This window comes from Pseudomonas sp. R2-60-08W (genome assembly GCF_003852335.1).
Lineage (GTDB): Bacteria > Pseudomonadota > Gammaproteobacteria > Pseudomonadales > Pseudomonadaceae > Aquipseudomonas.
Window position 1 is genome coordinate 2126802 of the sequence record NZ_CP027731.1, and the last position, 26240, is coordinate 2153041.

General features: G+C 57.6%; 26 protein-coding genes and 2 pseudogenes. 1 reads left to right on the forward strand and 27 read right to left on the reverse strand.

Annotation, left to right across the window (positions count from 1 at the left end; genetic code table 11):
- Positions 1 to 9: 9 nt before the first annotated feature.
- From C4J90_RS09820 to C4J90_RS09935, 24 genes and pseudogenes are all read right to left on the reverse strand, one after another.
- Complete coding sequence (locus tag C4J90_RS09820) at positions 10 to 525, reverse strand: integrating conjugative element protein (RefSeq protein WP_124362198.1); 516 nt, start codon at positions 523 to 525, stop codon at positions 10 to 12.
- On the reverse strand, positions 522 to 1070 hold the full coding sequence (locus C4J90_RS09825; RefSeq protein WP_124362199.1) for a lytic transglycosylase: 549 nt from the start codon (positions 1068 to 1070) through the stop codon (positions 522 to 524). Before C4J90_RS09825 ends, C4J90_RS09820 begins: the two co-directional genes overlap by 4 nt.
- Positions 1052 to 1771 carry a TIGR03759 family integrating conjugative element protein gene (locus C4J90_RS09830; RefSeq protein WP_124362200.1) on the reverse strand — a complete coding sequence of 240 codons (720 nt, stop codon included), beginning with the start codon at positions 1769 to 1771 and terminating at the stop codon, positions 1052 to 1054. Before C4J90_RS09830 ends, C4J90_RS09825 begins: the two co-directional genes overlap by 19 nt.
- 9 nt (positions 1772 to 1780) lie before the next feature.
- Complete coding sequence (locus C4J90_RS09835; protein WP_124403714.1) at positions 1781 to 2452, reverse strand: chemotaxis protein; 672 nt, start codon at positions 2450 to 2452, stop codon at positions 1781 to 1783.
- Positions 2449 to 2991 (reverse strand): PilL N-terminal domain-containing protein, encoded by a 543-nt coding sequence (locus tag C4J90_RS09840; RefSeq protein ID WP_124403715.1) that lies wholly within the window; start codon positions 2989 to 2991, stop codon positions 2449 to 2451. The genes C4J90_RS09835 and C4J90_RS09840 overlap by 4 nt, the downstream gene beginning before the upstream one ends.
- Before the next feature lie 106 nt (positions 2992 to 3097).
- Positions 3098 to 3835, reverse strand: a complete 738-nt coding sequence (locus tag C4J90_RS09845; RefSeq protein WP_124419695.1) for an ABC transporter substrate-binding protein — start codon at positions 3833 to 3835, stop codon at positions 3098 to 3100.
- A 52-nt stretch (positions 3836 to 3887) separates the two neighbouring features.
- A pseudogene (gene radC / locus C4J90_RS09850) lies at positions 3888 to 4381 on the reverse strand (DNA repair protein RadC).
- A 99-nt stretch (positions 4382 to 4480) separates the two neighbouring features.
- Entirely contained in the window at positions 4481 to 4738 is a 258-nt protein-coding gene (locus C4J90_RS09855; RefSeq protein ID WP_124403718.1) for a hypothetical protein, read from the reverse strand.
- Between the two features lie 70 nt (positions 4739 to 4808).
- Complete coding sequence (locus tag C4J90_RS09860; RefSeq protein WP_124403719.1) at positions 4809 to 5390, reverse strand: STY4534 family ICE replication protein; 582 nt, start codon at positions 5388 to 5390, stop codon at positions 4809 to 4811.
- A gap of 1051 nt (positions 5391 to 6441) precedes the next feature.
- Entirely contained in the window at positions 6442 to 7356 is a 915-nt protein-coding gene (locus C4J90_RS09865; protein WP_124403720.1) for an SGNH/GDSL hydrolase family protein, read from the reverse strand.
- A gap of 233 nt (positions 7357 to 7589) precedes the next feature.
- Positions 7590 to 9557, reverse strand: a complete 1968-nt coding sequence (locus tag C4J90_RS09870; protein WP_124419696.1) for a DNA topoisomerase III — start codon at positions 9555 to 9557, stop codon at positions 7590 to 7592.
- A gap of 227 nt (positions 9558 to 9784) precedes the next feature.
- Entirely contained in the window at positions 9785 to 10240 is a 456-nt protein-coding gene (locus C4J90_RS09875; protein WP_124362207.1) for a single-stranded DNA-binding protein, read from the reverse strand.
- Positions 10237 to 10755 (reverse strand): DUF3158 family protein, encoded by a 519-nt coding sequence (locus C4J90_RS09880; protein ID WP_124406842.1) that lies wholly within the window; start codon positions 10753 to 10755, stop codon positions 10237 to 10239. The genes C4J90_RS09875 and C4J90_RS09880 overlap by 4 nt, the downstream gene beginning before the upstream one ends.
- A complete protein-coding gene (locus C4J90_RS09885; protein ID WP_124406843.1) occupies positions 10752 to 11507 on the reverse strand; it encodes a PFL_4669 family integrating conjugative element protein in 756 nt (251 codons plus the stop codon). Before C4J90_RS09885 ends, C4J90_RS09880 begins: the two co-directional genes overlap by 4 nt.
- A 218-nt stretch (positions 11508 to 11725) precedes the next feature.
- Positions 11726 to 12913 carry an STY4528 family pathogenicity island replication protein gene (locus tag C4J90_RS09890; protein ID WP_124419697.1) on the reverse strand — a complete coding sequence of 396 codons (1188 nt, stop codon included), beginning with the start codon at positions 12911 to 12913 and terminating at the stop codon, positions 11726 to 11728.
- Positions 12910 to 13458 carry a DUF2857 domain-containing protein gene (locus tag C4J90_RS09895; protein WP_124403724.1) on the reverse strand — a complete coding sequence of 183 codons (549 nt, stop codon included), beginning with the start codon at positions 13456 to 13458 and terminating at the stop codon, positions 12910 to 12912. Before C4J90_RS09895 ends, C4J90_RS09890 begins: the two co-directional genes overlap by 4 nt.
- Positions 13455 to 15041 carry a ParB family protein gene (locus tag C4J90_RS09900; protein WP_124406844.1) on the reverse strand — a complete coding sequence of 529 codons (1587 nt, stop codon included), beginning with the start codon at positions 15039 to 15041 and terminating at the stop codon, positions 13455 to 13457. The genes C4J90_RS09895 and C4J90_RS09900 overlap by 4 nt, the downstream gene beginning before the upstream one ends.
- A gap of 14 nt (positions 15042 to 15055) precedes the next feature.
- Positions 15056 to 15265, reverse strand: a complete 210-nt coding sequence (locus C4J90_RS09905; RefSeq protein WP_124403725.1) for a hypothetical protein — start codon at positions 15263 to 15265, stop codon at positions 15056 to 15058.
- Positions 15266 to 15349: 84 nt separating this feature from the next.
- Positions 15350 to 16195, reverse strand: coding sequence for a ParA family protein (locus tag C4J90_RS09910; RefSeq protein ID WP_124362214.1), 846 nt, complete (start codon positions 16193 to 16195; stop codon positions 15350 to 15352).
- Between the two features lie 4 nt (positions 16196 to 16199).
- Positions 16200 to 16424, reverse strand: coding sequence for an AlpA family transcriptional regulator (locus tag C4J90_RS09915; RefSeq protein ID WP_124362215.1), 225 nt, complete (start codon positions 16422 to 16424; stop codon positions 16200 to 16202).
- Positions 16425 to 16539: 115 nt separating this feature from the next.
- Complete coding sequence (locus C4J90_RS09920; RefSeq protein WP_124362216.1) at positions 16540 to 17289, reverse strand: hypothetical protein; 750 nt, start codon at positions 17287 to 17289, stop codon at positions 16540 to 16542.
- A 317-nt stretch (positions 17290 to 17606) separates the two neighbouring features.
- Entirely contained in the window at positions 17607 to 18170 is a 564-nt protein-coding gene (locus C4J90_RS09925; RefSeq protein ID WP_124362217.1) for a cytochrome b, read from the reverse strand.
- Positions 18171 to 18268: 98 nt separating this feature from the next.
- Complete coding sequence (locus C4J90_RS09930) at positions 18269 to 19723, reverse strand: aldehyde dehydrogenase (protein WP_124362218.1); 1455 nt, start codon at positions 19721 to 19723, stop codon at positions 18269 to 18271.
- Positions 19724 to 19761: 38 nt separating this feature from the next.
- Positions 19762 to 21138: an aspartate aminotransferase family protein gene (locus tag C4J90_RS09935; protein WP_124362219.1), complete on the reverse strand. Its 1377-nt coding sequence runs from the start codon at positions 21136 to 21138 to the stop codon at positions 19762 to 19764.
- 212 nt (positions 21139 to 21350) lie between these two features.
- On the opposite strand from C4J90_RS09935, the gene C4J90_RS09940 reads away from it, so the two are divergent.
- On the forward strand, positions 21351 to 22313 hold the full coding sequence (locus tag C4J90_RS09940; RefSeq protein WP_124403726.1) for a helix-turn-helix domain-containing protein: 963 nt from the start codon (positions 21351 to 21353) through the stop codon (positions 22311 to 22313).
- A gap of 66 nt (positions 22314 to 22379) precedes the next feature.
- On the opposite strand, the gene C4J90_RS27395 is transcribed toward C4J90_RS09940, so the two are convergent.
- From C4J90_RS27395 to C4J90_RS09950, 3 genes and pseudogenes are all read right to left on the reverse strand, one after another.
- Positions 22380 to 23135, reverse strand: coding sequence for a methyl-accepting chemotaxis protein (locus tag C4J90_RS27395; protein ID WP_372237495.1), 756 nt, complete (start codon positions 23133 to 23135; stop codon positions 22380 to 22382).
- A 102-nt stretch (positions 23136 to 23237) separates the two neighbouring features.
- Positions 23238 to 24518 (reverse strand): annotated as a pseudogene (locus tag C4J90_RS27400) (HAMP domain-containing protein); the annotation flags it as partial.
- A 102-nt stretch (positions 24519 to 24620) separates the two neighbouring features.
- Complete coding sequence (locus tag C4J90_RS09950; protein ID WP_124362222.1) at positions 24621 to 26111, reverse strand: MFS transporter; 1491 nt, start codon at positions 26109 to 26111, stop codon at positions 24621 to 24623.
- Positions 26112 to 26240 lie beyond the last annotated feature (129 nt).

The window sequence follows — 26240 nt, forward strand, 5'->3', positions numbered from 1 at the left end:
GACCTGGACTCACTGTTCCAGTGAGGTGGCGGTGATCAAGACGGGGTAGTGCTCGATCTGCAAGCGGGTGGCGATGTCGTTACCGTTGACCGGCAGGATGGTGATGCCCGGCGCGGCGGCTCGAATCCGGGACAAAGCTTCGGTATCGGTTACTTCAACCGCTAGACCGGCTGCGCCCATTTCCTGCAGTTCAGGCGCGCGTTGACGCAACCAAGCCAGTGAGTGGGTATCCTCACCCACCAGGAAAAATGGCCGTAAGCCTGGCATGTTTAGGGCGCGAGACGTGATTTGGCCGGGGCTCAAGTGAGCGCTGCGAACGGGTAATATCCAGGTTTCATCGGCAAACGTGGATAAGTCCGCATGCATGGCGCGACCAGGCTGGAGATTGTTGTTCATGGGCGGCCTGGCAACTTGAAAATGGGGACGGTTGAAGCCGCCAAACTGGTCCTCTGCAACGGATTGTTTCGACTGGGCGAAAGCAGCCAAGAGCAGGGAGAAGTAATAGGTAATAGGAATTCGTTTCATGGTGGTGTGCCTTGTTCAGCGGAAGCTTGTAGCCGTGCGAGTTGCCGGGAGAATCCATCGCGGTAACGCGCTGCGGGTAAACCTCCCCTAGGGCGGTGATAACGCCCAGCGGCTGAAACCCAATCACCGGTGACCGCGTGATGCTCTTGCAGCAGGGCGGCAGTCACAGCCAGATTGCGGTAGGGTTCGAGAGCTTCGCAGGGACTGGAAAAACGTTGTCCGTGATAACCCAGGTTGGTTTGCCCAAGTCCGGCGTCGACCCGTTTAGCGTCATATTGTTTGAGCGCCTGGAGCAAGGCGTGACATGCGGCCTGGCGAGTGGCGAAACGGTAGGGTGTTCCGGCTATATTTAGGGTCCACGGCCACGGCAGCAGTCGACCACGGACGCGAATACCGCTCTCCTGTAAGGCAATCGCGAACAACACCGTAGACGGGATGTCGGCATCATGCGCCGCCAGTTGATAAGCCGGAGGCGGAAGTTCGTCAGCCCGAACCGCGTGCACTGCCAGTTGGAGCGCAATAGCAATCAATCGAGACTTTGCCATTGTCCATTCACCTGTTGAAATGTGACGGGTAATGGTCTTGGGGCGCCCAGGCTGAACCAGCGACCACGGTCATGGTTCAGGGTGATCTGCCGGCGTTGAACCTTGGCCGGATCAATGTCCGCTTGCCGAGCCCAGCTGCGGACGCGTTCATCCTCGCCTTGGCTGCCCACCAGGTAGATATCGAACGCCGTATCACTGCTTTGCAGACGCTGTGCTTCGGCGGTGCACGCAGAGCAGTGATCTTCGACAAACAGAGCTCGGCGCGGCTCTACCGGTGAGCTAGACGAGGGCGGGGATGCCATACCCTGAACCGGCAACAGCCCCGGAAACAGCTTGGCCCAGGCCGCTGTGTAAGCGTTTTGGTAGGCCAATTCACGCTCGGCGCGCTTGGCTTCCAGTGCTACCTGTAATTCGGCATATCGCTGGCGCTCTTGGTCGGTCTTGGACTCAACCCCGAGGGCGGTTAACGGATCGAGGTTCGGGCTCCAGAAACCGCGTGGACCGGCTTGGATCTGTTCGAAGCGTGTCCATTCCTGCTCGGTCAGGCCCCAACTCGCTGCCTGTTCAGAGTCAGAGCGCCCCAAGGGCGCGACCTGCGTGTCCTGGTTCCTTGACGGTGTCGTGACGGGGTTGCCCATCGCAGCGCCTATGGCCAGTAGCGAAGCGAGACAGACGATGGGGAGTAGTGAGGCTCTGTTCATGATCGCTTCTCAAGGGAGTTGCACTGTCTGGTCTGGCTGAGCAGCCACTGCGAAGATGGCCGCCTTCGGCTCCAGCACTTTCAGTCGCCATGTGCCAAGCTGCTCGCCGGTGTGCAGCAACCGGGTATCGTTGAGCGAGCGACTATCAGGAGGCGCGACCGCCAGAAAGCGCTCGCCACCACGGGACTCGACACTCAACACTGAGAATGGCGGCGGGAGCGGTACAGACTTGGGGCGAGAGGTTTTCTTCGGTTTGGCCGGGGAAGATGTCGGTGGAGGAAGTGTTGGCTGTGGCTTGAGGTCCAGGAGTTGCTGCTCGACGTGCTCAAGTCGTGCGCGTAGCGCGTTCATGTCGGCTGTGGTGGCTCGGTCTGCCAGACCGTCGCGTAGCTCCTGTATCTCTTGTGCCCATTGATCCAACATAGGGCCGAGTGTGTTGGCCTGTTGTTCACCGGAATCCACCATCTGCTTCAGGTCCTTCAGTGCATGCTGCAGCTTCTCCTGCGCGTCTTTGAGATCGCTCGAATCACGTTGCAAGGTTTGCAGGATCTGTAGGTGTTGGGCGTTCGCATTTCCCAGCTCGGTCACGCGTTGATACTGGTCATACAAACCACCACTCAGTCCGGAGACCGCCAGGCAAAGTAAGCCAACAATGATGGTTTGAAACGTCGAGGCTTTCATGGCCGTGCCTCCGTCTGATGGGACGAGTCTGGTTTAGCCGGCACGATGCCGACATCAGCTTTCTGCTGTTCGAAGCAGACCGAACGGCTGACCTCATTGGTCATGAGTTGCCAGGCGGAGCCAGCCAATACCTGTAGTGCGCTGCGTAACGGAACCGGGCCGAGCCGGTAATGGGCTGCAGGCAGAGGTCGAGTGAAAAGTGTCTTTACTGGTTCGGTGGCAGGGCAGAGCGAATAACCCGAGCGCTGCAGCGCGTAGTGCATCGCCTCCTGTACCGAGGGATTAAAGTTGGACGGTATGTTCACATCAATGATTTGAGCGAGAAGATCACGTTGCTCCGTGGTGGGCTCGGTGCTCACCAGCGTATAGCGACCATAACGGATTTCCGCCGGATGGCTTGCTTCGGCTGGGCTCCTTGATAACTGGGTCCGATTGGAACCACTGTCGATCTTTGGATTAGTCGGCAATGGGGTGGGGATTTGCGCGCTGCAGGCACTCAAAAAACCCAGCAGGCAGACAGGCGTAAAAAAACGCTCCATGAAAAAAACCTCATGTCAGATTCAGTGCAGAACCTGACATGAGGTGAAGGAGCGATTCAGTGAGAAAGTCGATTTATGGCGGGTCGTGTTAACGCTAAATGCGTTGCTATTCATCAAAAATGGCGAGCGTGTCCAAGACGGCAGCGTCGGGGTCGAAAATCAACAAGCGCACATCCGCCAATGCCGCCAGATACAGTACGTTGACCAAGGCTGCCGGTGTACCGGCATCGAGTTGCTGTTGCCTCAGCGATGAGTAAGAACAGCCCTCGATTTTGACCAGGTTATCGTCGGTCCAGGGCGTGCCGATCAGCTTACACCCGACGCCATTGCAGTCCTTCAGGGCAAAGGGTTCGAACAGCAGACCGGATGGTCTGGAGTCGAAATTGCCAGCCCGGCGCTCCACGTAACGCAATGCTTCTTCAGTGAGGTGTGTGGTACTGATCTCCCAGATTCGACTGTAGTGTCCTGTCTCGAAGCTCAAGCGACGGATCACAGCTTCGGCATCTTCCAGGGAGTACAGATCGCCGACATGATGCCGCTCGTTGAGCATTTCTCCCATTACGGCGTAGATCACTTGGCGCACCAGTCCGGTGGACTGACAGCGTTCTTCCAACTCATCCGGAATGGATTGACCTTCGCTGATCAAGGCGAAATCTTCATTGAAGATGCAGAGGAACATCTGTAGTTCATCGTCGGGCAAATGGACCTGTGAGTAGTGCAGGGGGCGAAAGCAGGGAGGGTAGTTGTTTTCGTAGGTGATCAGTAGCAGCCGTTCGATATGAAGGTTGTCATAACCGCGAGCAAATGGGTTTGAAGCCGGGAGCAGGGCTAGGGTTTGGTTCATGAGGGTTCTCCAGAATTGAAATGAACAAGGCGCCCGTAGGCGCCTGTGAGGGTTAAATCCAGCCGTATTCGGCAAGGGAGAGCGGGCGACCTTCACCCACGATGAAGTGATCCAGTACGCACACGTCGATCAATGCCAAGGCCTCTTTCAACCGTGCGGTCAAAACACGGTCCGCCTGGCTGGGCTCTGTGCACCCTGAGGGATGGTTGTGAACAAAAATGACGGCTGCAGCGTTATGCGCGAGGGAACGCTTAACGACTTGGCGGGGGTAAACGCTGGCGCCATCAATGCTGCCGTGAAAGAGGATTTCGAACGCCAGCACCCGGTGCTGGGCGTCAAAAAAATCACACCAAAGACTTCATGGTCTTGTTGCGCAAGACGCAGTTTTAGGTAAGCCGCCACGGTGTCAGGCGACGTCAGGATAGGCCCGCGGGCGAAAAACCGACGATCCAGAATATGCAGCGCTTCGTCGATCAGCTGGTTTTCTTGGACAATGCGATCAGCCTCGAAATCCGAGGTCTCAATCAGTGTGAGTTGGGGGCTCATGGCGCTACCTCCGAAGGGAATAATCAGGGGTACACGCCCGAGGGGAGTGGTATCCCCAGGGTGGGTATGGAGTTGCAGGCGTTTGCAGGTGATGCAGGTTTACAGCCGATTGTATCGGTGGCGTTGACCGTGCATAGGTGAACCACAACTGTCGCAAGGCAACGGAGAAAAGGCTCTTATGCCCCAGCCGGTTTCGGGATCGAAGTCGGCACTGATGGGCATTAAGCGAACCAGCCCACGATGTATCGCGGCGATGCGTTGTTCGATCTCATCTGGCGAGTGATACAGCGATAACGTGCTGTAGTCCTCGTAAGCCGCACCGAACAGGCAGTCGTCGCAAAGCCAGAAGCATTCCATATTGGTTCTCCTGTGCTGTTTGAAGAAAAGGCGCTCGATCGAGCGCCTTGATGTAAAAAGCGTGGATTGTTCAGGCGGACTGAACAGCACGTGTGGCGACACGGCGGGCCGTGCGGGGAGTGGTTGGAGATTCAGGTTCAATCCTGGGCTCTGTAGGGGTGTCGGTATCCTCAGCTTTGGCATCAGCCGACGTTGGAGAGGGTTCATTGATCGGCGCTGGCTCAGCAGGTGCTGTTGCTTCCTGCCTGGCGGGCGCTTTGTATTCGAACTTGCCATTGACCTTGATCCAGTCGATGAGCAGCAAACGACCTTTCAGACTGGCGCCCGGTTGGCCTTGTTTCGCGCCTTTCTCATAGAGAAATGGGTCGATCCACAGGTCACCAATACGGAACGACAGCAAGACCTTTTTCTCGGCCTTGACGGCGTCCATATAGAGACGAATCAAGCGGTCAGCTTCGCCACCAGCGACTTTGCAATCAAAGCGGGTGTACTCCACTGCATCGGAGGCACCATGCAAGGCTGCGATATCGCAGGCCATGAATGGCTGACCGCGGCGGACCTGTACTTCACGAACACGGTTGAGGTAGCCGATACCGACGGTGTGCAGGTTGAAGTAAGAGGTCGCTTCTTGGGATTGGTTGGCGTAGGCCATGGTGGTTCTCCAGTTTCAAGGGAAAACGGCGACGCACAGCCCCTGGCAGGGAAGTGAGCCCCGTCAGGGTGGGTAAGATGAAGGCGAGCGATGAACGACTCGCCACCGGCAAGCCGATGACCATCAGAATGAAGCTTCTGGGTGAGTAGCTGTGCAGCAGAGGAGAGTCTGCAGTGGTAACCCGCAGGCATGGAGTAGTCGGCATTCATTACCGCTTAAGCGGCAACCGCGCGAGCTTCCGAACGCTGATCGCACTTGGGTAAACCACCACGAACGTGGCGTAGCCTTGAAGGTTTTGGCTACCTGGGCTGTCAACGACAGCGAACCACGCCCTTTGTATAAGCCTGTCACCGGGGAGCGTCAAGACGCTACAACCCGATTTTTTAAGGCCGGAATACGGTGGTAGCCACTGGAGTTAAGAAAATGAAAAAAAAGAAGAGTGGGCCTGGCGGTGTGCCAGGCGAGGAAGAGAAAAACCACCTTTGACGGTCTTACGCAGTCGACAAGCTCCTCGCAAAACTTGGTTGAACTGCGCAATGATTCGCCAACCGACCCTTGTCGTGGCCTGGGTCGGAACATGCTGGCACGCATCCGCGCACAAAGGGTGCCCCTTGTTTCCCCGGTGGGCTCCGGGACTGAATACGATCGCCGAAGCGGATGACCGCTATTGCCGGGTAGAGGCAACAGTGGTCATCCGCCACCACAATCAGGTCGAGCACAAAACGGGAACGAGATCCCGCAGAAGAGGAGGCTCCGAACTCCGGGAGTCCGACCGAGCTACCCGGAGCGTATCGGTCTTGGGTTGCTGTTAGCGATCATCCGAAGGCACTACAGCAGACCGGGAAGGCTGACGTCAAGGCGTAATCGTCCGACGAACACACCTTCTAGATCTCAACGCTAAGCGCAAGGGTTTCCGCGGAGTTTACCCGATAGCGTCCAGATCAGAAGCGCGAGGGGCAGATAGCCCCAGACTGACTGTCCATCCCTGCCTTGGCCATGATTTGCGCGCGCACCCCTGAGCCAGATCGCTGGCTACAACCTGATAGAAACCTCAGCGACTAGCTTTTAACGTTTCAAGCATCGCCTCGGCGGCCAGAGTGTGGACTTTGCGGGTCGGGTGCCATTCATCCCAGTAGTAGTGGGCATCTGGATTTTTACACACGGGCTTGACGGCCGGATAGGTGGCTTGGCACGGGGTATCCAGATCCTTAAAACCCGCAACATCGGGCGCCGCGCGAAGCTTGTCGCTGAAGGCCAGGTGGTCAAAGTAACTAATACTGACATGATGGGTTTTAGCCAGTGTTGTTAGCACGTTTGGCAGTTTTTGTTCGAGTATCTGTTGGTATTCTGTTGCGCTCTTGACTTGATTGCCCTGCACCACAGCCGGCACATGACTCAAATCTGTAGTTCCCACGACCATCATGTGCTTGGCGCCTGCTGCAATCAGCGTCTCGGCGGCCCTCTGTATGTTCGCCACACTGTTCTGGCTTAACACGTCAATCGACTCTGGGTGCGAGAAGTCGGCCCATTCAAAAAAGTCGTTGGCTGAGATGAAAATGAAATAGAGCGAATTTGGATCCGCTTTGTGTGTTTTAGCGGCTTTCAGATGATCGGAGATTTGACCGAAAATCCCAGTGTCGCGATATTGCTCCATCCAGGCATAGTAGTTGCCGTTGCCGCTCTTGGCACCGCCAATCCCGTAGTCAGTCAAGGGGGTTTTCAAGGCGAGAGCCAAGTCCTCGACGGCGGTAGGGCCATTGCTCCAGCGCCCCTTCCAATACAACGCACCGGGTAACTCCTGCGCATCTTTGACCTTCTGCGTGGCCAATTGGCTAGTGAAGGTTTGACCCGCACCATTGTCAGAGTAGCTGTCACCGAAAGCATAGAGATGATCGTAGCTAGGGGCGCCAAAGGCGGTTGATGCAGTTAGTGTCAATAGAGCGGCTAAGCGAGCGCGTCGAGTCATTGAAAGTCTCCCTGGTTATCGCCTCAGACTACCGGCGGCGACATTCTTTCCTTGCCACGGTTGCGACGTATGTTTAGCCATGTGCGCAAAGACTGTCCTGTTCGCGACTGGTGTTGGCGGGTAGCGACAAGGCTGTCTATCGGCTCAAAGAAGATTCTGCTCACCTGAAAGCGTTTAATGAACTGGAGCAGATATGGGTTTCGACCGGCAATTCGCGTGATCAGTAAAGTGCGTTATGTACGACGCGTGCTTTTGCTGGTTGGCATTGTGCCCTTGCAGTCCGGATAGTCTGAGCATGACCAGAACGGCCCTGTTTTCCCTTTTCGCTTACACATGGAGGCGTTGCATATGGGGCAGGTTGGACCGGCTTCAACAGGCAACGCTAACGTAAGGGAGCTGCAATTTGCGATCAACTGTGCAATCCAACTCGCCTGCTTGGCGACGAACGCATCGAGGCTTAGACGTCCCGCCTCGATTTCATCCAGAGCCTGCTCCCAGATCGCGGTCATACCTGGATCCGTAACTGCAACGGGTACCGCCTCTATTAAGGTATGGGCCGCGGCGGAGGCCATTAAGGTGCGTTTTTTCTTGAGCAAATATCCGCGATCAATCAACCCTTTGATAATCCCGGCGCTTGTAGCTTCAGTACCGATACCGGTGGTGTCCCGAAGTTTCTGTTTCAGGCGTGGGTCGCTGACCAGTTTGGCCACGTTTTTCATCGCTTTGATCAGATCGCCCTCGGTGAGAGGGTTGGGAGCGGCAGTGCGCATGGACTTGAGTTCGACATCGTCCACGGCGCACTGAGTCCCCTGCTGCAAGCCGGGTAAAACTTGGGATTTATGCGTCGGCTCATTATCCTTGGGAGAGTCGGAGAGTATGCCTTTCCATCCCTGAACCAGTATCTGTTTGCCGACAGCGGTCAGCTGTTCTTCGCCACATTCCAGTTCGACTTGGGTTCGATCAAACTCATGATGCGGAAGAAACTGCGCAAGGTAGTGGCCACGGATAAGTTCGTAAACGTGGCGCTCGTGTTCCGACATTCGCGCAAGATTTGCCGGTTCGGTGGTAGGGATTATGGCGTGGTGAGCCGTGACCTTGGCATCGTTCCACGCTCGTGAGTGCAAGGATTGGTCTAGGTTTCCGAGCGCAGACTTTAGTGCGGGATCGGTTTGGCGCAGGGCATCGAATACTGTGCATACCTCGTTGAACATACTCTCTGGCAGATAGCGACAATCGCTGCGCGGATAGCTAGTGGCTTTATGGGTTTCATACAGGGATTGAGCGATGTTCAGGGTTTCCTGAGCGCCGAGTCCCAGTTTGCGTGAGCAGGCTTCTTGCAGAGTACTCAGGTCGAAGGGCAGGGGCGGCGCTTCCCGGAAATGCTCAGTTCGAAGAGAGAGTACTGTCGCGGTCTTGGTACCCGAAATTGCTTCGACGGTCTCACGGGCAAGCGCCTGTTGCAGGCAACGACCAGCATCATCTCGCGCGGAGTGGTGTGGTAGCCACGACGCGATGAATGGTTGCCCTTTTGAGGAAAGGTGCACATCCACTTCCCAGTAAGAAATTGAAACGAAGCTGGCAATCGCACGATCACGATCAACCACCAAACGTAACGTGGGTGTCTGGACACGTCCAACCGACAAGACACCGTCGTAACCCGCCCGCCGACCAAGAAGGGTAAACAAACGACTGAGGTTCATGCCGATCAGCCAGTCGGCACGGCTGCGGGCGAGGGCCGAGTGATAGAGCGGGAAGGTCTCCTGACCCGACTTCAGCGAGGTCAGCGCTTTGCGAATCGACGCCTCATTGAGTGCGGACAGCCAGAGGCGCTGAACAGGGCCTCGATATTGGCAGAGCTCCAGCAACTCGCGTGCAATCATCTCACCTTCGCGGTCGGCGTCGGTTGCGATGACAATGGTGGTAGCTTCGCTGAGCAGGCGTTTTATGATTTTGAACTGCGCGGCAGTCTTGGGTTTGACCTCCACTTGCCACTGCGCCGGAATGATCGGTAGATGATCCAACGACCAATTCTTGTACTGAGTGCCGTAGGCTTCAGGCGGGGCCATCTCCAGTAGGTGGCCGATACACCATGTGACAGTTGTCTCGGGGCCGATCAGGCAACCATCACCGCGCCGAGTGGCTCCGATAACCTTGGCGATGTCACGACCCTGGGAAGGTTTCTCGCAGAGGAAGAGGCGCATATATCTACTCCGGATTGAGTTCGGAGCAGCGTTGTTCGAAGTAGCAGGGGCGAGATATGAGAAACCTGAATGGCAGGTTCCTCATATTAGTCGGTGAGGGCGGCCTTGAATGAGCTGAAGCTGCTACCTTATTGGAGCGTTCGTAGCTGGGTGGGGGGCTTCATGAGCCGCGAGCAATGGCAGGCCTGGAACTTCGCGCAAAGGCGCAATTTTTATGCCTGAAGTCGTCAGGCCTTAGGTGATTGCCCTCTGTGTTTCTTGGGTTTCGACGTCGGCGAGCTGGCCTGCTCAGCATTTTGAGCGGCCGTCGGTTCACTGGAGCGTTCCCGCATGACCACGCTTTGTACCCGGTGAGGCAGGATGCCGACTCGACGGGCCTCGATCTTGAAGGTCACCCGCGCATTGTCTTCGCTGTCCTCCCACTCATCGCGCACCGTACGACCTTCGACCAACACGCGCATGCCTTTCTGGTACAGCGTGCTCCAGTGTTCAGCCTCACGGTGCCAGAGCTCAACCGGCGCCCAATAGCCGCCCCGATCTTCATAGCTGCCCTCGCGTGGGATGGGGTTGTCGAAGTACACATTCAGCCTTAGCAAGCGCCGTGGCTCGTCATTGCCTGAGGCGAACTCCTGGAACTCTGGCGCACTGCCGATATTGCCTTCGCCGACGAAAAAAGTACTCATCGTGTTGCCTCCACTGCGGGTGTGAACTGGCGCAGCAACTGTTCGGCACTGGCCATGTTGATCGCGCAGGTCGTAGCCTGGCGGTAGAGCGAATGCACCACACTCATCTGAAGGTTTAGTGCGATACGCGCGCATTCGAAACGGTGCAATTCATCTCGTACGATCTGCGGCAATGCTTTGTTGGAGATCTGACGTTCCCAAACCGCCACACCCATGCGAGCAAAATCACGGGTGCGCCAACGCAAAAATGTGGTGCCAGCACCGGTCTTCTGCAGTACCAATCGTATATCTAGTAGTGAATACGGCGGCTGCCCGGCTTGCTGCACCACAGCCTCCATCAGGCGACATAACTGCGCCTCGATTTCCCTCGCCACCTGCGCCAGGTGCTCCAACTCCCCCTTACCCTTAAAAGGTTTTAAAAGGCCTTTTAGGGAGGCAGCGTGTTCGAGCTGCCGGTAGGCATTCTGTGTCAACGCTTCGAAGGGCATTGGCTGAATCGGGATCATGGGATTCATACATCAGCCTCCGACTCATCTACGCTCGCAGACGGACCGTCCACTACCTCTGCCAAAGCGTCAGCGTCATCCACTGCTACAGCACCACGGCGAATGATCGGCGGCGCAAACTGAGAACGGCGATGACCCTCAAGGATGTCCATCGGGGGCAATCCATACTTCTCCACGGCCGCCAGGGCGCGGGCATTATTTGCGGCCATATCATCGCGTGTGACGCCGGCATGTCGATAACGTTGCGCCTGACCGAACAGGCTGCGTAGCAGATGGGCGCCGTCGTCGATCCAGGCTTCCATGTCTCTTCGACCGATCAAGGCGGTGTGATGGGCGAGTAGGGTATGGCGTACCAGCGTGTCGTAGTCGGTTAGCAGGTAAACCGCCAGAAAACCCAGTTGGCTGCCGATATACAACGGCAAAGTCACAGGGTGGATGTTGAGGTTGTCCCCCATGTCGATCTGTGTTGGCAGGTCCTGTCTGATTCGGTCCAGCTGTTGGGTCAGTTCTCCCATCCCGGCCTTCGCCTGCATCAATTTTTCTTCGAGCTGCACGATGGCCCAATCAGCATAGGGATCGTCCTGGGCGGCCGTTTGTTTGATCAGGTTGGTGACACTGATGTAACCGGCCATACCCATGATCGAGTGGACGCCTTCGCGTGCGGCTCGACCTTGCCAGATACGGGCTGCATGGTGGGTATGCAGGGTCAGGGTGATGCTGCTGCGCAATGAACCCAGATTGAGTTGATAGTGATCGGCCATGGTGTTGTCCTCGCATAGGCTTGGACGGGAAGTTGCGACAGATGAGGGGCAAGGGCAGCCAAAAAGCTGAACGCGGTCTGTTCGGTTTGATGAGAAAGAGAAATACATAACGTCTACGTTTAGTTGAGTACGTCCCGGTGTTCCTCTAAAAGCTCCATGGCCCGGTACGACATTTCGTAGACTGGAGCTCTATGGATTTGATGCCACTGGCATCAACTCTACTGAGTTCCACCGCGTGCACGCAGTTGGCGCAGCTCATTCAGACACGCTTGGGCGAGGGCTGATGCGGGTTCGCCCTTTTTCCGAGTCGGCCGCGAGGGAGCGGATGGGGGCGGCTCTGCGACGGGTGACGGTTCGACCTGACTTGCCCAAGGACGAAAGTCGCCTTTCAGCGCACGCTGGATCAGGCCCATCAGATAGGCCGCTGGCTTGCGGATACCGCCGGCCTTACAGCGTGCCCCCGCCTCGTTGAGCACAGCCTGCTGATCCGCTGGGTTAAGCTTGATCAGCGCCGCCGCGACGGCCTGACGTTCGCTGGGACTCAGGTGTAGCGCAGTGGGCCAGCGCAGGTTATCCACAGTAGAGGTCGCGCGCGGTACTGTACATTTACTTTCTTTTAATACAGTACAGGCAGCGTTCGGATTCCGAACGGTGCTGGAAACGTTAGGGTTCAAGCCTGATTCGGAATCCGAACGAGAGCCTGCACGATTCCGAACGCGGTGATCTTCCCTCTGTTCGGAATCGTGGAGTGCATCACCGGGTGGCTGATCCAAGCCTTGCTGCGTCCACTGTTCGCCCCAGCTGTCGAGCCGCGTCGGTAACCGACCCTGATCGATATTCGTGTCCTGTCGGACCTCCTCCACAATGTGTTGAGCGACAATCCGCACCGCCTTCGTCGCATGACCGAGGGCATGTCCGACCAGTTCTAGATAATCCTGATCCAGCTCCATGGCTTCGGCGGGGGTTAACGGCTCATCGTGCAGAACATACAAAGAACCTTGTAGCCGCCCGCTGATTTGATCGCGACCGCGGCTAACCAAGCTGAGCCAACGAGTGAGCCTGAGCATCGTCAACACGCGAGCAATGGTTTCACGCGAGGCTGACGCACCGTAGGGCACGCTCGAGAGGTAAGGCTGCAAATCCTCATAGCGCGGCGTGACCACGCCCTGGCCTTGCAGCATGAGTCGAAATACCTGCCAGGCATTTCGCTCCAATGGCGTCAGCCGATTGTCCAATAGCAGCCGACGTGGCACGACCTCGTGTGATTGGCCGCTAAACAGAAAGCCAGCCTGTAGAGCCTGGTTGGAGGGCTGTTCAGTGGTAGGGCGTGCTGGCCAGCGCTCATGCAGCTGCTGTGTGCATTGCTGCAGGACACGTTGCCAGCGACTGGCAGGACCAGCATTCATGTTTTGTTGCTGTACTGGTCGATTTGCTGCCAAACGATGGTCAAGCTGATCTGCTGTTCTTCGGCAAGCATCATCATGGCGTCGAGTTTATCCTCGGTGCCGTCCTCTGTTCGTATTTGTCGCCAACGTTGCCACAACGCATGCTCCTGCGCTTCGCTTAAATGTTGGGGGCGGCCTTTACGGGTTTCTATCTTGAGTAGACGCCGGCGCATGGCTGTTTCCGAATGCGCCAAGCCAAAACACTGGTACATAATGGTGCTGCTGGCGCCGAGTTTGAGCGCTCGGTTGATCAACCGTTCGTTCTGTTCGTCGCGTTCAGCTTGTTCAATCAAACGATGCAGCACTGGCGAGTCAATCTTGACCTCAAGCCAAGGGACTGTGGCATGGGCCAGGCGCGATAACGTGGTCGGTGGTAAGGATTGCAGCACGAAGATGTCATCCTCACTGAGTCCAAGTGCCTTGCAGCGTTGCAGGTTGCCCAGGCGTAGTTCGTGCAGTACCTGGGTTAGCATGGCTTGATTGAGCATATTGAAGGACAGGTTCATCTCAGCTCCTTCGGTAAGTTTTCTTCAGAGGTGAGCGTTAAGTCGATTAGTCTCCGGGCCAAGCGGATCAGGCGAAACAGTTTGATTAGCAGATTGTCAGGCAGTCGCTCCAGCCCCACGTCTGTGACTGGTCGATCTGGTAGAGGGAGTTGATAGACCCCTAACAACAGTTGCCCGAACAGTGCGGAAGGTATTTGCTTGCGATCTTCCCAGTTCACCTCGTCTTGAGCACGTAGCAGGGCCAGGAGCATTAGGTGAACGCCGGTCGAGCGAGGCGCTGAAAGATCGAGTCGCTCAATGTCCAACGCGAAGCCCAAGCCAAGCTTTTGATCAATGATGCACTCGGCATCTCCGGCATAGGCCGCCATTTCACGAGCCAGTCCGGCAATGGCTAAACGCAGTTGCTCGGGGGTATCCATCAGTGGTTTGATGATCCAAAGGTCGTCGATTGGGCAGGTTTCGACTGGGGACGTCGTTTCGGTGGCTATCTCGCGATCGATTTGCTCACGAATCTGTTGAACGCGTGATCGAGGACTGGCCGCTGGTAAAGCATTTGTTTCGGGTTCTGCGAGCAGTTCTTCTGAAATTGGCTCTATCCTGCTCTCGGCCTCGATTGATTTTGATTCCGCATCGGAGGAGGGCGGTTCTGCCGCGGCTTCATGCTCGCTTGGCGGATGACTGCTTTCTGAAGGCGTGGTGACGATAGCCCCAGGCGTGCGGGCGCCCCGTTGGGTATCGCTCAGCTCCAGGGCCAGCATACGGTAGGACTGTCCGAGCAAGCTGCTCATGCGTTCGAGCAGTTCGTCCTGGATCTGCTCAAGATCAAACGAGTCAGGATCACCATCGAAGTAGCCCATGGTTTCCAGCCAGAACTCTGCAAACGCAACTGTGGCAGTTGGATAACGGTTCCAGGTTCGTTCAGCCTGACTACGTAGACCGATCAGACGCTCTATCTGAGGCTTACCCAATCCGGCATACAGAGTTTGTGGAATGGCGGGTAATAAGTGTTCGAGGGTGTCCAGCATGCGGCTGATATGCGACTGCGAAATCGGATAGCCTCCAGCGGCAAGGCGTCGAGCCAGCTCCCGTTGTGAGAGCTCTGGGCCATCCGACTCAAGCATGGTTTTGAGTTTGGCTACCGCCAGAGCCCGTTCGATGAACGTGAGTTGACCGTGCAGATCGCTTTCAGCCAAATGACCGAGTAGGGCGGTGATTTCATTGCTCCAAGGTCGGAACAGGCAGTGGATCCGAAAGAAACGCTCGTCGCGAGTTTCCTGCCACAGCTCGCCGAGAATTGCCAAGCGCGTATTACCGCCGTTGCGGATGATGAAAGAGGTTTCACCCGGCCGGCGGGTAATCGGTGGCGGTTGATCCAGCCCGCGTTCACGGATCGATGCCTTGATATCGTCATAAAGCGGGTTACGTATGAAGCGTGGGTTGTGTTCGTAGGGACGTAACTGTTCCAGAGTGACCAACATGGGAGTGTCGATGACTGGATCGGACAGTCGCTCCAGTCCAGGACCTTGAGTGAAGTGGTCCTGGCGCAGCTTGTCGGTGATTTCCTCCTGACTGAGCTTCTTCATCGGAACCGCCTCGATTAACGCCGGCTACGCAAATGGTCACCGACCTCGAATTTCACGATTTCGGCAGTCCCTGAACCTTCGAAATGTTGGGAGAGTTCTGCGAGGAACCACACCATGGCCGAGCGCCCCCCTTGCAAATGAAAAACCACGGTGCAGTACTCCTCGCAAGCCGCGTCGCTGGGTCGAATGGAAGGCTGAACAACGATAGGAAACTGATCCAACATTAGAAAACTCCTTACCAAGCCCTGTTGGCTTCAAGGTCGATCAAACAAAAGTAATTGGGTGAAATGCTGATTGGGCAATTTGTTTTATTGAGGTTCCGCACACCTCATTACCGATGAGATCGCTTCGCGCCATTCCGGAAATAATTCGATGGCCAGCGCCTGCATGATTTCTAGCGCAGACTGCGAGCGTCGACGTTTACTCGACGGGCGTGTATCTATTCGGTGGACCGGTAAGCCGAGGGAGGCGGCATTGAGATAGGCCACTCGGTCCGGGATTACGGTGTCTAGCACCGAGATATTGGTAGCCTCTGCGAAAGTCTCGCGCAGGCTTCGGATGATCATCCGGGTGTCCACTCGATTGACGTTTACCTGGTTCAGTAAGAGCCGTAAGGGCGGCGGGTCGATGCCCAGGTGGCGAAACGGCTCGAGCTCACTCAATAGCTTCAAGGTGCCACGGCGCATTTCGCGGGCAGCGAGCATTTCTGGCGTGATGGGAGAGAGGGCGAGATCGGAGGCCAGGATGGCCATCTCCAGCAGTACACTGCGTGCTCCCTGAGTATCGATCAAAAGCAGGTCATAATTGAGACACAACTCGTTGAGCAAATTGTGCAGGCGTAGTCGTCCGTCAGGGGCATGCAGCAACAAGGTGCTCAGTCGACCTTGATCGTCGTTGGAGAAAATCAGGTCGAGACCGACGACTGCAGTCCTAGATATTATTCGCTCAGGTATTGTTAGCTTGAGTGCAATGAGTTCGTACGCACCTGCATGAGCTTTTTGGCTCAATGAGTAATAACTGGATAGGGTGGGTTGGCTATCTAGATCCAACAGCAGAACGCGCAAGCCAGCATCGGCCAACAGACCACCGAGATTGGCCGCTACTGTCGTTTTACCTACCCCGCCCTTAGTGGAAACCACCGATATCACGTGCATCCCCTCACTCCTGTTGCGAAAGGCGTTCTGCAATCCAGTGCTCGATTTCCAGTGAGTCCCAGCCAACTGCGCGCAGTCCGATACGCTTCGCCCGCGGAAACTTGCCTTCCTTCATCAGGTTGTAAATGTGCGCACGTTTGAAGCCGGTTTTTTGTTCAACCTCATCACGTCGCATGATGTGGCGTTGGGGTTGAGGTGCTTCAACTGAGGTGACAGATTGGTTGGACATGCTAGTCACTCCTGGCGCCGATTGGCGCGTGGTGGGAAGTGACATGGATTGAATCGCACAAGGCGGGATGAGTCATTGCATTGCAATCAAGCCTATTGCAACGCAATTGACTGGATCAGTTGTTTTTTTTGAGGCTACGATTGGCCACGGCAAACTTTTCATCCAGCGTGCGCTTGCTGAGGCCGGGCACATCTTTGTGACGAGCGACAATGGCATCAACGATGGCTGCTTGATTCGTGAATACCGAAAGAGGTTTTCCGGCGGGCGAATGGTCCAAGAGAAGGCTGACCAATGCCCCAATGATGTTGTGATAGGTCAGTTCGCTGCGCTCGCTGAGTTGACCATTCGTTTTGGCCAAGGCTTTGAGATCATCTCTCTCAAGTCCAATCGACTGGAGTTCTCCCAAGATTTCTTGAATGAGCTGCTGTTGCGCTTTGAACGCTCTCGATAACTCATCTCGATCTGCTTTCAACGAGAGAAAAGTTCCGAGGCTCACCTTTGCAGGTGCATCCTCACCGGACTCGAATAAAAAACTGGGCTTATGGTCGGGATAATGAATCTCCATCCAACGGCGTAAGTCTGAATGGCGGATGGTAAGCTGATAGGGCTCTACATAGCTTCCCAAAGGAACAGAAATGCCGAGGCAACCATAAGGCAGTTCTCCATTTCGTAAAGCATCACCGATCTTTTCTACGGCTGCCTGAAGACTTGGCCATCGACAAAACAGCTGAGGCAGGTTATTTGGCTGCAGCCAAGCGGCTTTCAATATTTCAGACTCATGATGAATAAGATTACACCAGCGCAGAGCCGCTTCTATGGGCCTATAGAAGAGCTTGGTTTGCGGATTAGAAAAGTTAGTAGGCATCTACTGGTAGACCTCCATTTCTGGATGGATGGGCCTCCCGTAGTACCTTCTTACATCGCGAACCTGCTAATAGCTGATTTGCAGCGACGGATTCACTCAAGTTGACTCGGTGAGGTCATTCCATTTGACTGATTATATTGCCGGCGCAGTTTTTATATCCCGATTTGAAAGTATAAGTTAGTTGGAACAGTTGCAGCGAGGATGTCTTATGCGCTACACCTCGGCCGATATCTAAGGGCACCGACCGGTAGCAACTGTTATTACATGCTCTACAGGGGGGTGGCGCATCCTGTGCTTGCATCGAGAAGGTTATTAATTCATAGCATGCGGCGCAACACATTGTTACGAGGGTCGCGGTCGAAGAGTCGGTGCTTGAGCGCACCCGCGATATGCAGCACGATCAACACCAGCAAGGTATAGGCCAGTACCTTGTGTAGCCATTGGAACACGACAAACCAATCGTCATTCTTTGTCAGCAGCTCCGGCAGGTTCACACCGAAAAAGAATACCCCGTCGCTCATGGTGTAGGTGCTTGACATCGAGTACCCCATCAACGGGACGGCCACGATCAGCACGTACATGGAGCGTTGTACAAACCGTGAGAGGAAACGCTCATGCGCCGCCAGTGTTTGCGGTGGCTGCGGAAGGGCGGGGGTGCGAACACGCAAGGCGATCTGTACTAACACCAGCAGAAACGCCAGCACGCCGAACGATTTGTGCCACGGGTAGTAGAGCGTGTATTTACTCACGACTTCATCATCGAGCCCGGTCATGTGCCAGCCGGCCCAGAGCAGCCCGGCTATGACGACGGCACGCACCCAGTGCAGGATGCGCAGGGACACGGGATACCGATCGATTGCCGTTTGTGTTTGGTTGTTCATCGCAGTCTCTTCATTGATCATCAAGGCGTTGAAAACGCACGATTGAATGCCACCCTCCGCGGCCATGGCCGCGAGGATGGCAAGTGCAGTGACTGCTCTCAGGCAGGCAGCAGCACGGTGATCACTTTCTCCTCGGTGTAGACCAGCGCGCCGCTCAGCCCGCCTTCGCGGCCGATGCCGCTGGCCTTGACGCCGCCCCACGGCAGGTTGGCGTCCAGCGGGCTCCAGCAGTTGACGCCGATGGCGCCGACCTTTACCGCTGCGGCCACGCGGTGCGCGCGCGCTAGGTCGGTGGTCCACACCGTGGCGGCCAGGCCGTAGGCGGAGTCGTTAGCCAGTGCCACGGCTTCTTCTTCGCTGTCGAAGGTGATCACCGTGCCGACAGGGCCGAAGATCTCGTCCTGGGCGATCGTCATGTCATTGCGGGCATTGGCGAAAATCGTTGGGCGTACGAACCAGCCCTGGTTAGGGGTGGATACGCCGCCGGCCAGCAGCGAGGCGCCTTGGTCGATACCGAGCTGGATGTAACGGTTGACGCGATCAAATTGCGCTTTCTTGGCCACCGGCCCCATCTGCACGTCAGGCTGGCGAGGATCGCCGACCTTGACCGCGCGCGCGGCGTCGGCCAGTGCACCAGCGAATCTCTCGGCGAGGCTGCGCTGGACCAGGATGCGCGAGCCGGCTGCACAGATCTGCCCCTGGTTGGCGAACAGGCCCAGGGTGCAGCCGAACAGCGCCTCATCGAAAGGCGCATCGTCGAACACGATCTGCGGGCTTTTGCCGCCCAGTTCGAGTGCCACACGCTTGAACAGCACACCCGCGGTGCGCTGGATCTCACGCCCAGCCTCGGGGCTGCCGGTGAAACTGATCTTGGCCACATGCGGGTGTTCGCATAAGGCGCGGCCTACCTGGGCACCGTAACCGGTGACTACGTTAATCACGCCGTCAGGAAATCCCGCTTCCTGCGCCAGCGCCGCCAGATGCAGGGCCGATTGCGGGGTTTCTTCCGAAGGTTTGATAACCACGGTGCAGCCCGCCGACAGCAATGCGGCGAGCTTCCACACGGTGATCATCAGCGGTGAGTTCCACGGCACGATGGCGCCCACGACTCCCACTGGCTCGCGTACGGTGTACGAGAGGGTCTTGCGACCGAAGTAGCCGCCGGTGGGAATGGTGCGTCCTTCAAGCTGGTTGGCCCAGCCGGCGGCGGCGCGCAGGTTGGCGATAGCGTTGGGCAGGTCCATCCGGCGCGGTTCGAGCGGTGAACGGCCGATGGCGTCGGCGTCCATGTCGGCCAGTGATTCGCTGTCGCGCTCCACCAGGTCAGCGAGTTTCGATAACAGCCGGCCGCGCTGGGCGCCGTCAAGCCGGCTCCAGGCGCCACCTTCCAGCTGGGCGCGCGCCGCTGTCACGGCCCGGTCCACATCCTCGGCGGTGCCGCTTGCGCAACTGCCGTACACCTGTTCGGTCACGGGATTGATAAGGGGGATGCGCGCGCCGTCGCTGGCTTCGAAGGGCGCGCCCTGGATAAAGTGGTTCAGGTGCTGAGTCATGTGGATGTCCATGCGTGATTGTTCGGAGGTGACACGCCTCATGCCTTGAGGGAAGCCAGCGCATCACCAAAGATGTCCAATGCCTTGAAGAACAGCGAGCGTGTGATCGTCAGCGAGGGCATCACACGCATCACGTTGCTGTAGCGCCCGCAAGGGATCATCAGTACGCCATGGTTCATCAGGTAGCCCATGAGTTGGCCAATCTTGGCGCCCTCGAGCGGTGTCTTGGTGGCGGCGTCTTCCACCAGCTCGATACCGATCATCAAACCGCGGCCGCGGACTTCGCCAACGAACGGGCTGTTGAACCCACGGATACGTTCCTGCGCTTCCAGCCCCAGGGTGTGGGCGCGATCGAGCAGACCGAGTTCCGGGTCCTGCAAGATACTGATATTGGTCAACGCCACGGCCGCAGACAACGAGTTGGCGGCGAAGGTATTAGGCATCGAGCCGTCGGGAATCTGGGCGGCGAGGTCCGAACGCATGATCAACCCGGCCATTGGCAAGTCGCTGCCAATGCCCTTGCCGAAGGTCAGCATGTCGGGTTTCACACCGGAGTGTTCGACCGCCCACATCTTGCCGGTGCGGCCCGCACCGGACTGTACTTCGTCAACGATCAGCAACGCGCCGGCGCGGTCGCAGGCCTTGCGCAACAGTTGCAGGAACTCGGGGGAGGGCGGCACGTAGCCGCCTTCGCCCTGCACCGGTTCCACAATCACCGCGGCCACGTCATCGGCGGCGGTGTAAGGACTGTTCAGCAGGTAGTCCACATAGTCGCCAGCAATTTGCTCGGCACTTTTTTGCCTGGTGTCGAAGGGAAAGCGGTAGGCGTATGGGTAGGGCGCGTGAATCACGCCGCCCATCATCGGGCCGTAGCCCTTGCGGTAGGCTGTGCCGGTGGTCAGGGCGCCGGAGGCGTTCCACACGCCGTGGTAGCCGCCGTGGAAGGCGAGGATCTGGTGGCGCCCGGTAATGCGTTTGGCGAACTTGATCGCAGCTTCCAGCGCATCGCTGCCGCTTTGCGTGAAGAACGTGATGCAGTCGCCGCGCAGGCCGTCGGGCGCGATCTCGGACATCTTGGCGGCCAGTTCGGTGCGGCGGGTGCTGTTGATTTCCAGGGCATGCATCAGCACTTCGGACTGTTCGCGGATGGCTTGCACGACTTTCGGGTGGCAACGACCGACGCTGCTGACGCCTACGCCCGCAGACAGGTCGATGAAGGTGTTGCCGTCGGGATCCTTGAAGGTCGCGCCGAACGCGCGGTCCATGGCGATAGGCATGCGGCCGCCGCCACGCGCCATTGATTCGGTGCTCGCCGACAACGCCAGGGCCTCGCGGGTCAGGGGGCCGGGCAGGGTGCTGGAAATAATTCGCGGGGCATCCGCGAAGTGCAGGGATTCTAGTTTGGACTCGATCATGACGCACTCTCTGGGGTAGCGGTTTCAGTGTGTGGATCATTCTCATGGAGTGTCCTTGACCGTTAGCCCGAATCGGCAAATAGATGAATCGGCCGTCCGCAGTTTTCGACAAAGGGGATTTGAGAAGAAATTTCGCGGGATTTGAACTTTGTGCGAATATCGCAAAGGAATGCGAACTAAAAACAAAAATTGGCAGAGGCTTTTCGCACATCATGAGAAACCACCACATAAGCCATTTTCGTGATATCCATGCCCATGCGGCCACCGTTCAGGAGTGGAACCAGGATTACAGCCAGTTAACCGCCGGTCTGGCCGAAAGTTCGCTGATGCAGCTGACCACTGCGCGTTGCCACGTTTTCCGCGAGCAGATCAACCAGCGGGTGGTGCAGCGCGGTGTGGCGCCGCGCGGCAAGATGTGCTTCGCCGTGCCGATCAGCGTGCCGGGTTCGACGCGCATGCAGGGGCGCGAAGTGGATGACAGCAGCCTGTTCTTTCTGCAGGGGGGCGAGGAGTTCATGTTCCATATGCCGATGGGCATGGAGCTGCTGTCCATCACTTTCGAACGCGATTGGTTCGAACAGGCGCTGGCGCAGACGGCGTCGGCCAGTGAGATCACTCGGTTGCTGCGCCAGCCAGTGATCCGAGTGTCCGCCCAGCGCTTCACCCAGGCTCGGCTTCGATTGCTCGCGATGCTTTCCCTGGCTGAGATCGATGACGAACTCGACAGCGTGCGCGAGCAGGGGCTGGAACGGGCCTTGCTCGGTGAGTTGTTGCAATTGCTTACCGACCCGGCCTGTGACAAGCAGCAACGCAGTCCGAGTTCCACGCGCAGCTTCATTGTCGAGAAATGCCACCGGCTGACGACTGCCGAAATGATCAACGTGCCCAGCGTTAACGAGTTGTGCCAACGCCTGCAGGTAAGTCGGCGCACCGTGCAAAACAGTTTCCGCTCGGTAGCCGAGACCACGCCGCTGAACTACTTGCGCTCGGTCCGGCTCAACGGTGTGCGCCGCACCCTGATGTGTACCCTCGCGTCCCACCTTTCGATTGGTGATGTCGCCGCTCAATGGGGTTTCTACCACCTCAGCCATTTTGCCGAAGAGTACCAGACGCTGTTTGCAGAGTTGCCGTCCCACACTCCTCGCGCTGCCATCCCCGTCTGCGCGCGCGCCTGAACACCAGCGCGGCGGTGGAGCTGAGCGTACGCCTGGCCGCGCAGTGCGGTCGATGCCCGCTACGTTCTAGGCGCGGAACTGGTCCATCAGTTTCATTTGCTGGTTGGCCCGTTCGTTGAGCTGACTGCTGATCTGCGCCGACTCGGCGGCCTGTTCAGTCAGTGTCTCGGTCACGCCGCGGATGGTCGAGACGTTGCGATTGACCTCCTCGGCCACCGCGCTCTGCTCTTCCGCCGCGCTTGCAATCTGCAGGTTCATGTCATTGATGACCGTAACCGCGTTGCTGATTTTACCGAGCGCCTCCACGGCCTGATGGATCTGGCTGGCGTTGCTCTGGGCTTGAGTCTGGCTTGAGTGCATGGTTGCCACTACGCCACGCGTACTGGTCTGGATACGCTCAATCACCAAACGGATTTCCTCTACCGAATCCTGAGTTCGCTTGGCAAGGTTGCGTACTTCGTCGGCAACCACCGCAAAACCCCGGCCGCTTTCCCCGGCCCGTGCGGCCTCGATCGCGGCGTTGAGGGCGAGCAGATTGGTCTGTTCGGCGATGCTACGGATCACTTCCAGCACCGAGCCGATCTGTTCGCTGTTGATCGCCAGAGCTTCGACTTCAGTTACGGCCTTGCTGACATCACTGGCCAGCGCGTTGATGTCACGGGTGCTTCGCTCAATGATGGTTATGCCTTCTTTGGACGCCTGGTCTGCGCCCCGGGCCGCCAGGGCTGCGTTTGACGCGCTGTTGGCGACTTCGTGCGCAGTAGCGCTCATTTCGTGGGAAGCGGTTGCCAATTGATCAATCTCGCGAAATTGTACCTGCATCCCTTCGCTGGTCTGGCGCGCGATTTCCGAAGACTGGTCGGCGGTGCCGCGCGCTGCGGTGATGCTCTGCTTGAGCTGCGCGATGGTGGGTTGCAGTTTGTCGAGAAACCGGTTGAACCAGTTCACCAGTTCGCCCAGTTCATCTTTCTTGCGGTAATCCAACCGCTGGGTCAGGTCGCCGTCGCCGCTGGCAATCGCCTTGAGCATTCGAGCGACACTGTTGATGGGGCGTGTCACACCGGAGGCGGTGAACCAGATTAGTAGCAGGCCCAACAACCCTGCGCCGATGGCGACCAGCAGCGACTCCAGTATGTCGCGGGTTTGCGTCTGGTCAAGCAAGGCCTGAAGCTTCATTGAGTCCGCCAGCAGGACGCCCTTCGGCAGGTCGATAGCCACTCCCCACGCCGCCGCTTCGGGCATTGGCGCAACGGGGTAGACAGCGCGAATCAGGTCATCACGTGCCAGCACTACCGGCTTTTGTTGTTTCAATGCGGTGAGCACTGCTTTGCCATCCTCTGCCAAAGGAACGCTGATGTTTTTTCCGATCTGACTCGCGTCCGCGCTGTAAGCGGCAAGTACACCACTGTCGGAAACAATCAGCATGCGCCCTGAACCGTTGAACAGCGTACGCTGAGCATCGCTGGCGGCAGCTTGCAGAGCGCCGAGCGCGAGATCGACCCCAAGGGTGCCGACGACCTTGCCATCGGCGATCAGGGGCATCGACAGCGTGGTCATCAGTTGAACCTGTCCGGCCTGGGTGTCGGCATAAGGGGCCATCAGGCAAGTGCTTCGGGTATCTCGTGGGCAGGTGTACCAACTGTTATAAGGCGTGCCGCTGATGCTCAGTTCGGTTTTCTGCAAGTCGCTTTCAGGGATCAGGATATTCATCGCTTCGCCTGCGCCGCGATTCCAGGCGCTGGCAAACCGTCCATCTTCGTTGGAGGCGCGTGCGGCGTCGTTGGCGAACTCACGGTCTTTTCCATCCAGCGCATCAGGTTCGTAAACCAGCCAAAGCCCTAGAACCTGCGGATTGCGTTCGAACGTCGTCTTGAGCGCCAGGTTAAGTTCCTCACGCAATGTAGCGGCCGCCAACCCCCGCTGGGCGGCCATGGTGCGTAAGTTGGCCGCCTGGTCGGAAAAAGCGCTGATGATCTGCAGGCTATTGCCGAAGACTCTTTGCAGGTTCGTTGCCTGCTCCGCGGCCCTGGCCAGCAGCAGGGTTTCGCCGCTTTCGGTCAGCATCCTGCTGCTCGAGGTGCTGATCAACCGGTTGTTCTGGTTACCCTGATAGAGGTTCATGCCGACGATCAGGCCGATCACGCCAAGCAGGCACAAACCGGACAAGAGGACGATTTTCAAGCGGATGGAAAGGGCGTCGAGCATTTGGCTATCTCACAGGTGAACAGCGTGTTGATCGATCATCGGTTGGTTTGGGACCACCGACTTTTTATTGGATGTGTCACTACATCGGCTGCTGTCACCTATTCATGACAACAGTTTACGTGGCCTGACCAGCAGCGCTGCCATTAGCAACAATGCCGCACAGGCCGCCAGCACGGCGACGAAACCTGCGTCGAACGCCGCACGGGCTAACTCGGTCAGCATCGTGACGTGTTCGGGCGAAGACGTCGCGGCAACCACCAGCGCATCGTCGAGGCTCTCGAAGATCATGGGATTCAGGGCCAGCCATGGCGCAATCGTCTGGCTCGCCGAGTACGTGTAGATTGCCGATAACAGGCTGCCCGCCAGCGTCACGCCCGCGGCGCCGCCCAGTTCAAAGGATACTTCCTCAAGGGAGGCGGCCATGCCGGCTTTGTCGGCGGGCACGCTGAGCATGATCGTGCTGGACGCTGCGGTCAGCGCTGCGCCCATCGTAAAGCCCAGCAGCGCAAGGCTGACGATCTGCACTGGCGCTGCGGCGTTGTGCGCCAGCAAATAGGTGAGCATCGCAGCGGCTGAGAGCAGCAGCGTCCAGAACAGCATACGCTGCTCTCCCAGGCGCGGCAGGTAATGCCCGGCAAGCGGTCCGGCGACGAACGAACCCAGCGGCAGCGGCAGGATGAACAGCGCCGCCTCCAGCGGCGACAGGCCCAGCACCAGTTGCAGGCGCTGGCTGAATACCAGTTCCATGCCGATCAAGGCGGCGGCTGATACCACTGCTGAAATCACTGCATTTCTGAAGCCTGACGCGCGGAACAGCGTCAGATCAAGCATCGGCTGATCGGCACGCCGCTGACGTCGAATGAAAAGCGTCAGAAATAACGTGCCCAAGACGAGCGCAATCAGCATGGCTTCGAAGGAGGGGTGCCGTTTACCCAGTTCCTTGACCGCATAAGCTACGCTGATCAAGCCGATCATGACCTGCAGCGAACCCAGCCAGTCCCAGCGTCTTTGCGCATTCCCCGGGTGATCGGGAATCACTGTCGCTGCGAGCAGCAGAGCCAGCAGCACAATCGGTACATTGATGAGAAACACCGAGCCCCACCAGAAATGCTCCAGCAAAAGCCCACCCACTACGGGGCCGAATGCGGCGCCCCCGGAGGCTACTGAGGCCCAGATACCGAACGCCATGGCTTGCTCGCGCGGGTCGGTAAACGTCAAACGCACCAGCGCCAACGTAGCGGGCATCATCATCGCTGCGCCGACCGCGAGGAAACCACGGGCGCCGATCAATACGCTGGCCGACGGCGAGAATGCAGCGATCAGCGAGAACAGGCCGAAAACGCCCAGGCCACCGATAAACAGGCGTTTGTGCCCAAGGCGGTCCCCGAGGGTGCCCATGCCCAACAACAGTCCGGCGGCGACCAGCGCGTAGATATTAATGATCCAGAGCTTTTGTGACGCCGTGGCCCCTAGCTCTCGTGTCAGTGTGGGCAAGGCGGTATACAGCACCGTCATGTCAATGACGATAAGCAGTAATGCGCTGGAGATTATGGCCAGTATCAGCCAGCGGCGCTTGGAGTCAGTAAAGGGCATGGCTGGCATCCAGAATAGGGGGCTGGACCTAGCATGCCTGAATGCAGAGGGGCTCCGTTATCCCAAATCGGTCCTGAAGGCCGGTATCTGTCGGTCTGATGTGACACCGGCGATGTTACCGATTTGGGA

Coding starts and splice junctions, on each gene's coding strand:
- C4J90_RS09820 (WP_124362198.1), bottom strand. CDS start 525: ATGAAACGAATTCCTATTACCTATTACTTCTCCCTGCTCTTGGCTGCT.
- C4J90_RS09825 (WP_124362199.1), bottom strand. CDS start 1,070: ATGGCAAAGTCTCGATTGATTGCTATTGCGCTCCAACTGGCAGTGCAC.
- C4J90_RS09830 (WP_124362200.1), bottom strand. CDS start 1,771: ATGAACAGAGCCTCACTACTCCCCATCGTCTGTCTCGCTTCGCTACTG.
- C4J90_RS09835 (WP_124403714.1), bottom strand. CDS start 2,452: ATGAAAGCCTCGACGTTTCAAACCATCATTGTTGGCTTACTTTGCCTG.
- C4J90_RS09840 (WP_124403715.1), bottom strand. CDS start 2,991: ATGGAGCGTTTTTTTACGCCTGTCTGCCTGCTGGGTTTTTTGAGTGCC.
- C4J90_RS09845 (WP_124419695.1), bottom strand. CDS start 3,835: ATGAACCAAACCCTAGCCCTGCTCCCGGCTTCAAACCCATTTGCTCGC.
- C4J90_RS09855 (WP_124403718.1), bottom strand. CDS start 4,738: ATGGAATGCTTCTGGCTTTGCGACGACTGCCTGTTCGGTGCGGCTTAC.
- C4J90_RS09860 (WP_124403719.1), bottom strand. CDS start 5,390: ATGGCCTACGCCAACCAATCCCAAGAAGCGACCTCTTACTTCAACCTG.
- C4J90_RS09865 (WP_124403720.1), bottom strand. CDS start 7,356: ATGACTCGACGCGCTCGCTTAGCCGCTCTATTGACACTAACTGCATCA.
- C4J90_RS09870 (WP_124419696.1), bottom strand. CDS start 9,557: ATGCGCCTCTTCCTCTGCGAGAAACCTTCCCAGGGTCGTGACATCGCC.
- C4J90_RS09875 (WP_124362207.1), bottom strand. CDS start 10,240: ATGAGTACTTTTTTCGTCGGCGAAGGCAATATCGGCAGTGCGCCAGAG.
- C4J90_RS09880 (WP_124406842.1), bottom strand. CDS start 10,755: ATGAATCCCATGATCCCGATTCAGCCAATGCCCTTCGAAGCGTTGACA.
- C4J90_RS09885 (WP_124406843.1), bottom strand. CDS start 11,507: ATGGCCGATCACTATCAACTCAATCTGGGTTCATTGCGCAGCAGCATC.
- C4J90_RS09890 (WP_124419697.1), bottom strand. CDS start 12,913: ATGAATGCTGGTCCTGCCAGTCGCTGGCAACGTGTCCTGCAGCAATGC.
- C4J90_RS09895 (WP_124403724.1), bottom strand. CDS start 13,458: ATGAACCTGTCCTTCAATATGCTCAATCAAGCCATGCTAACCCAGGTA.
- C4J90_RS09900 (WP_124406844.1), bottom strand. CDS start 15,041: ATGAAGAAGCTCAGTCAGGAGGAAATCACCGACAAGCTGCGCCAGGAC.
- C4J90_RS09905 (WP_124403725.1), bottom strand. CDS start 15,265: ATGTTGGATCAGTTTCCTATCGTTGTTCAGCCTTCCATTCGACCCAGC.
- C4J90_RS09910 (WP_124362214.1), bottom strand. CDS start 16,195: ATGCACGTGATATCGGTGGTTTCCACTAAGGGCGGGGTAGGTAAAACG.
- C4J90_RS09915 (WP_124362215.1), bottom strand. CDS start 16,424: ATGTCCAACCAATCTGTCACCTCAGTTGAAGCACCTCAACCCCAACGC.
- C4J90_RS09920 (WP_124362216.1), bottom strand. CDS start 17,289: ATGCCTACTAACTTTTCTAATCCGCAAACCAAGCTCTTCTATAGGCCC.
- C4J90_RS09925 (WP_124362217.1), bottom strand. CDS start 18,170: ATGAACAACCAAACACAAACGGCAATCGATCGGTATCCCGTGTCCCTG.
- C4J90_RS09930 (WP_124362218.1), bottom strand. CDS start 19,723: ATGACTCAGCACCTGAACCACTTTATCCAGGGCGCGCCCTTCGAAGCC.
- C4J90_RS09935 (WP_124362219.1), bottom strand. CDS start 21,138: ATGATCGAGTCCAAACTAGAATCCCTGCACTTCGCGGATGCCCCGCGA.
- C4J90_RS09940 (WP_124403726.1), top strand. CDS start 21,351: ATGAGAAACCACCACATAAGCCATTTTCGTGATATCCATGCCCATGCG.
- C4J90_RS27395 (WP_372237495.1), bottom strand. CDS start 23,135: ATGCAGGTACAATTTCGCGAGATTGATCAATTGGCAACCGCTTCCCAC.
- C4J90_RS09950 (WP_124362222.1), bottom strand. CDS start 26,111: ATGCCCTTTACTGACTCCAAGCGCCGCTGGCTGATACTGGCCATAATC.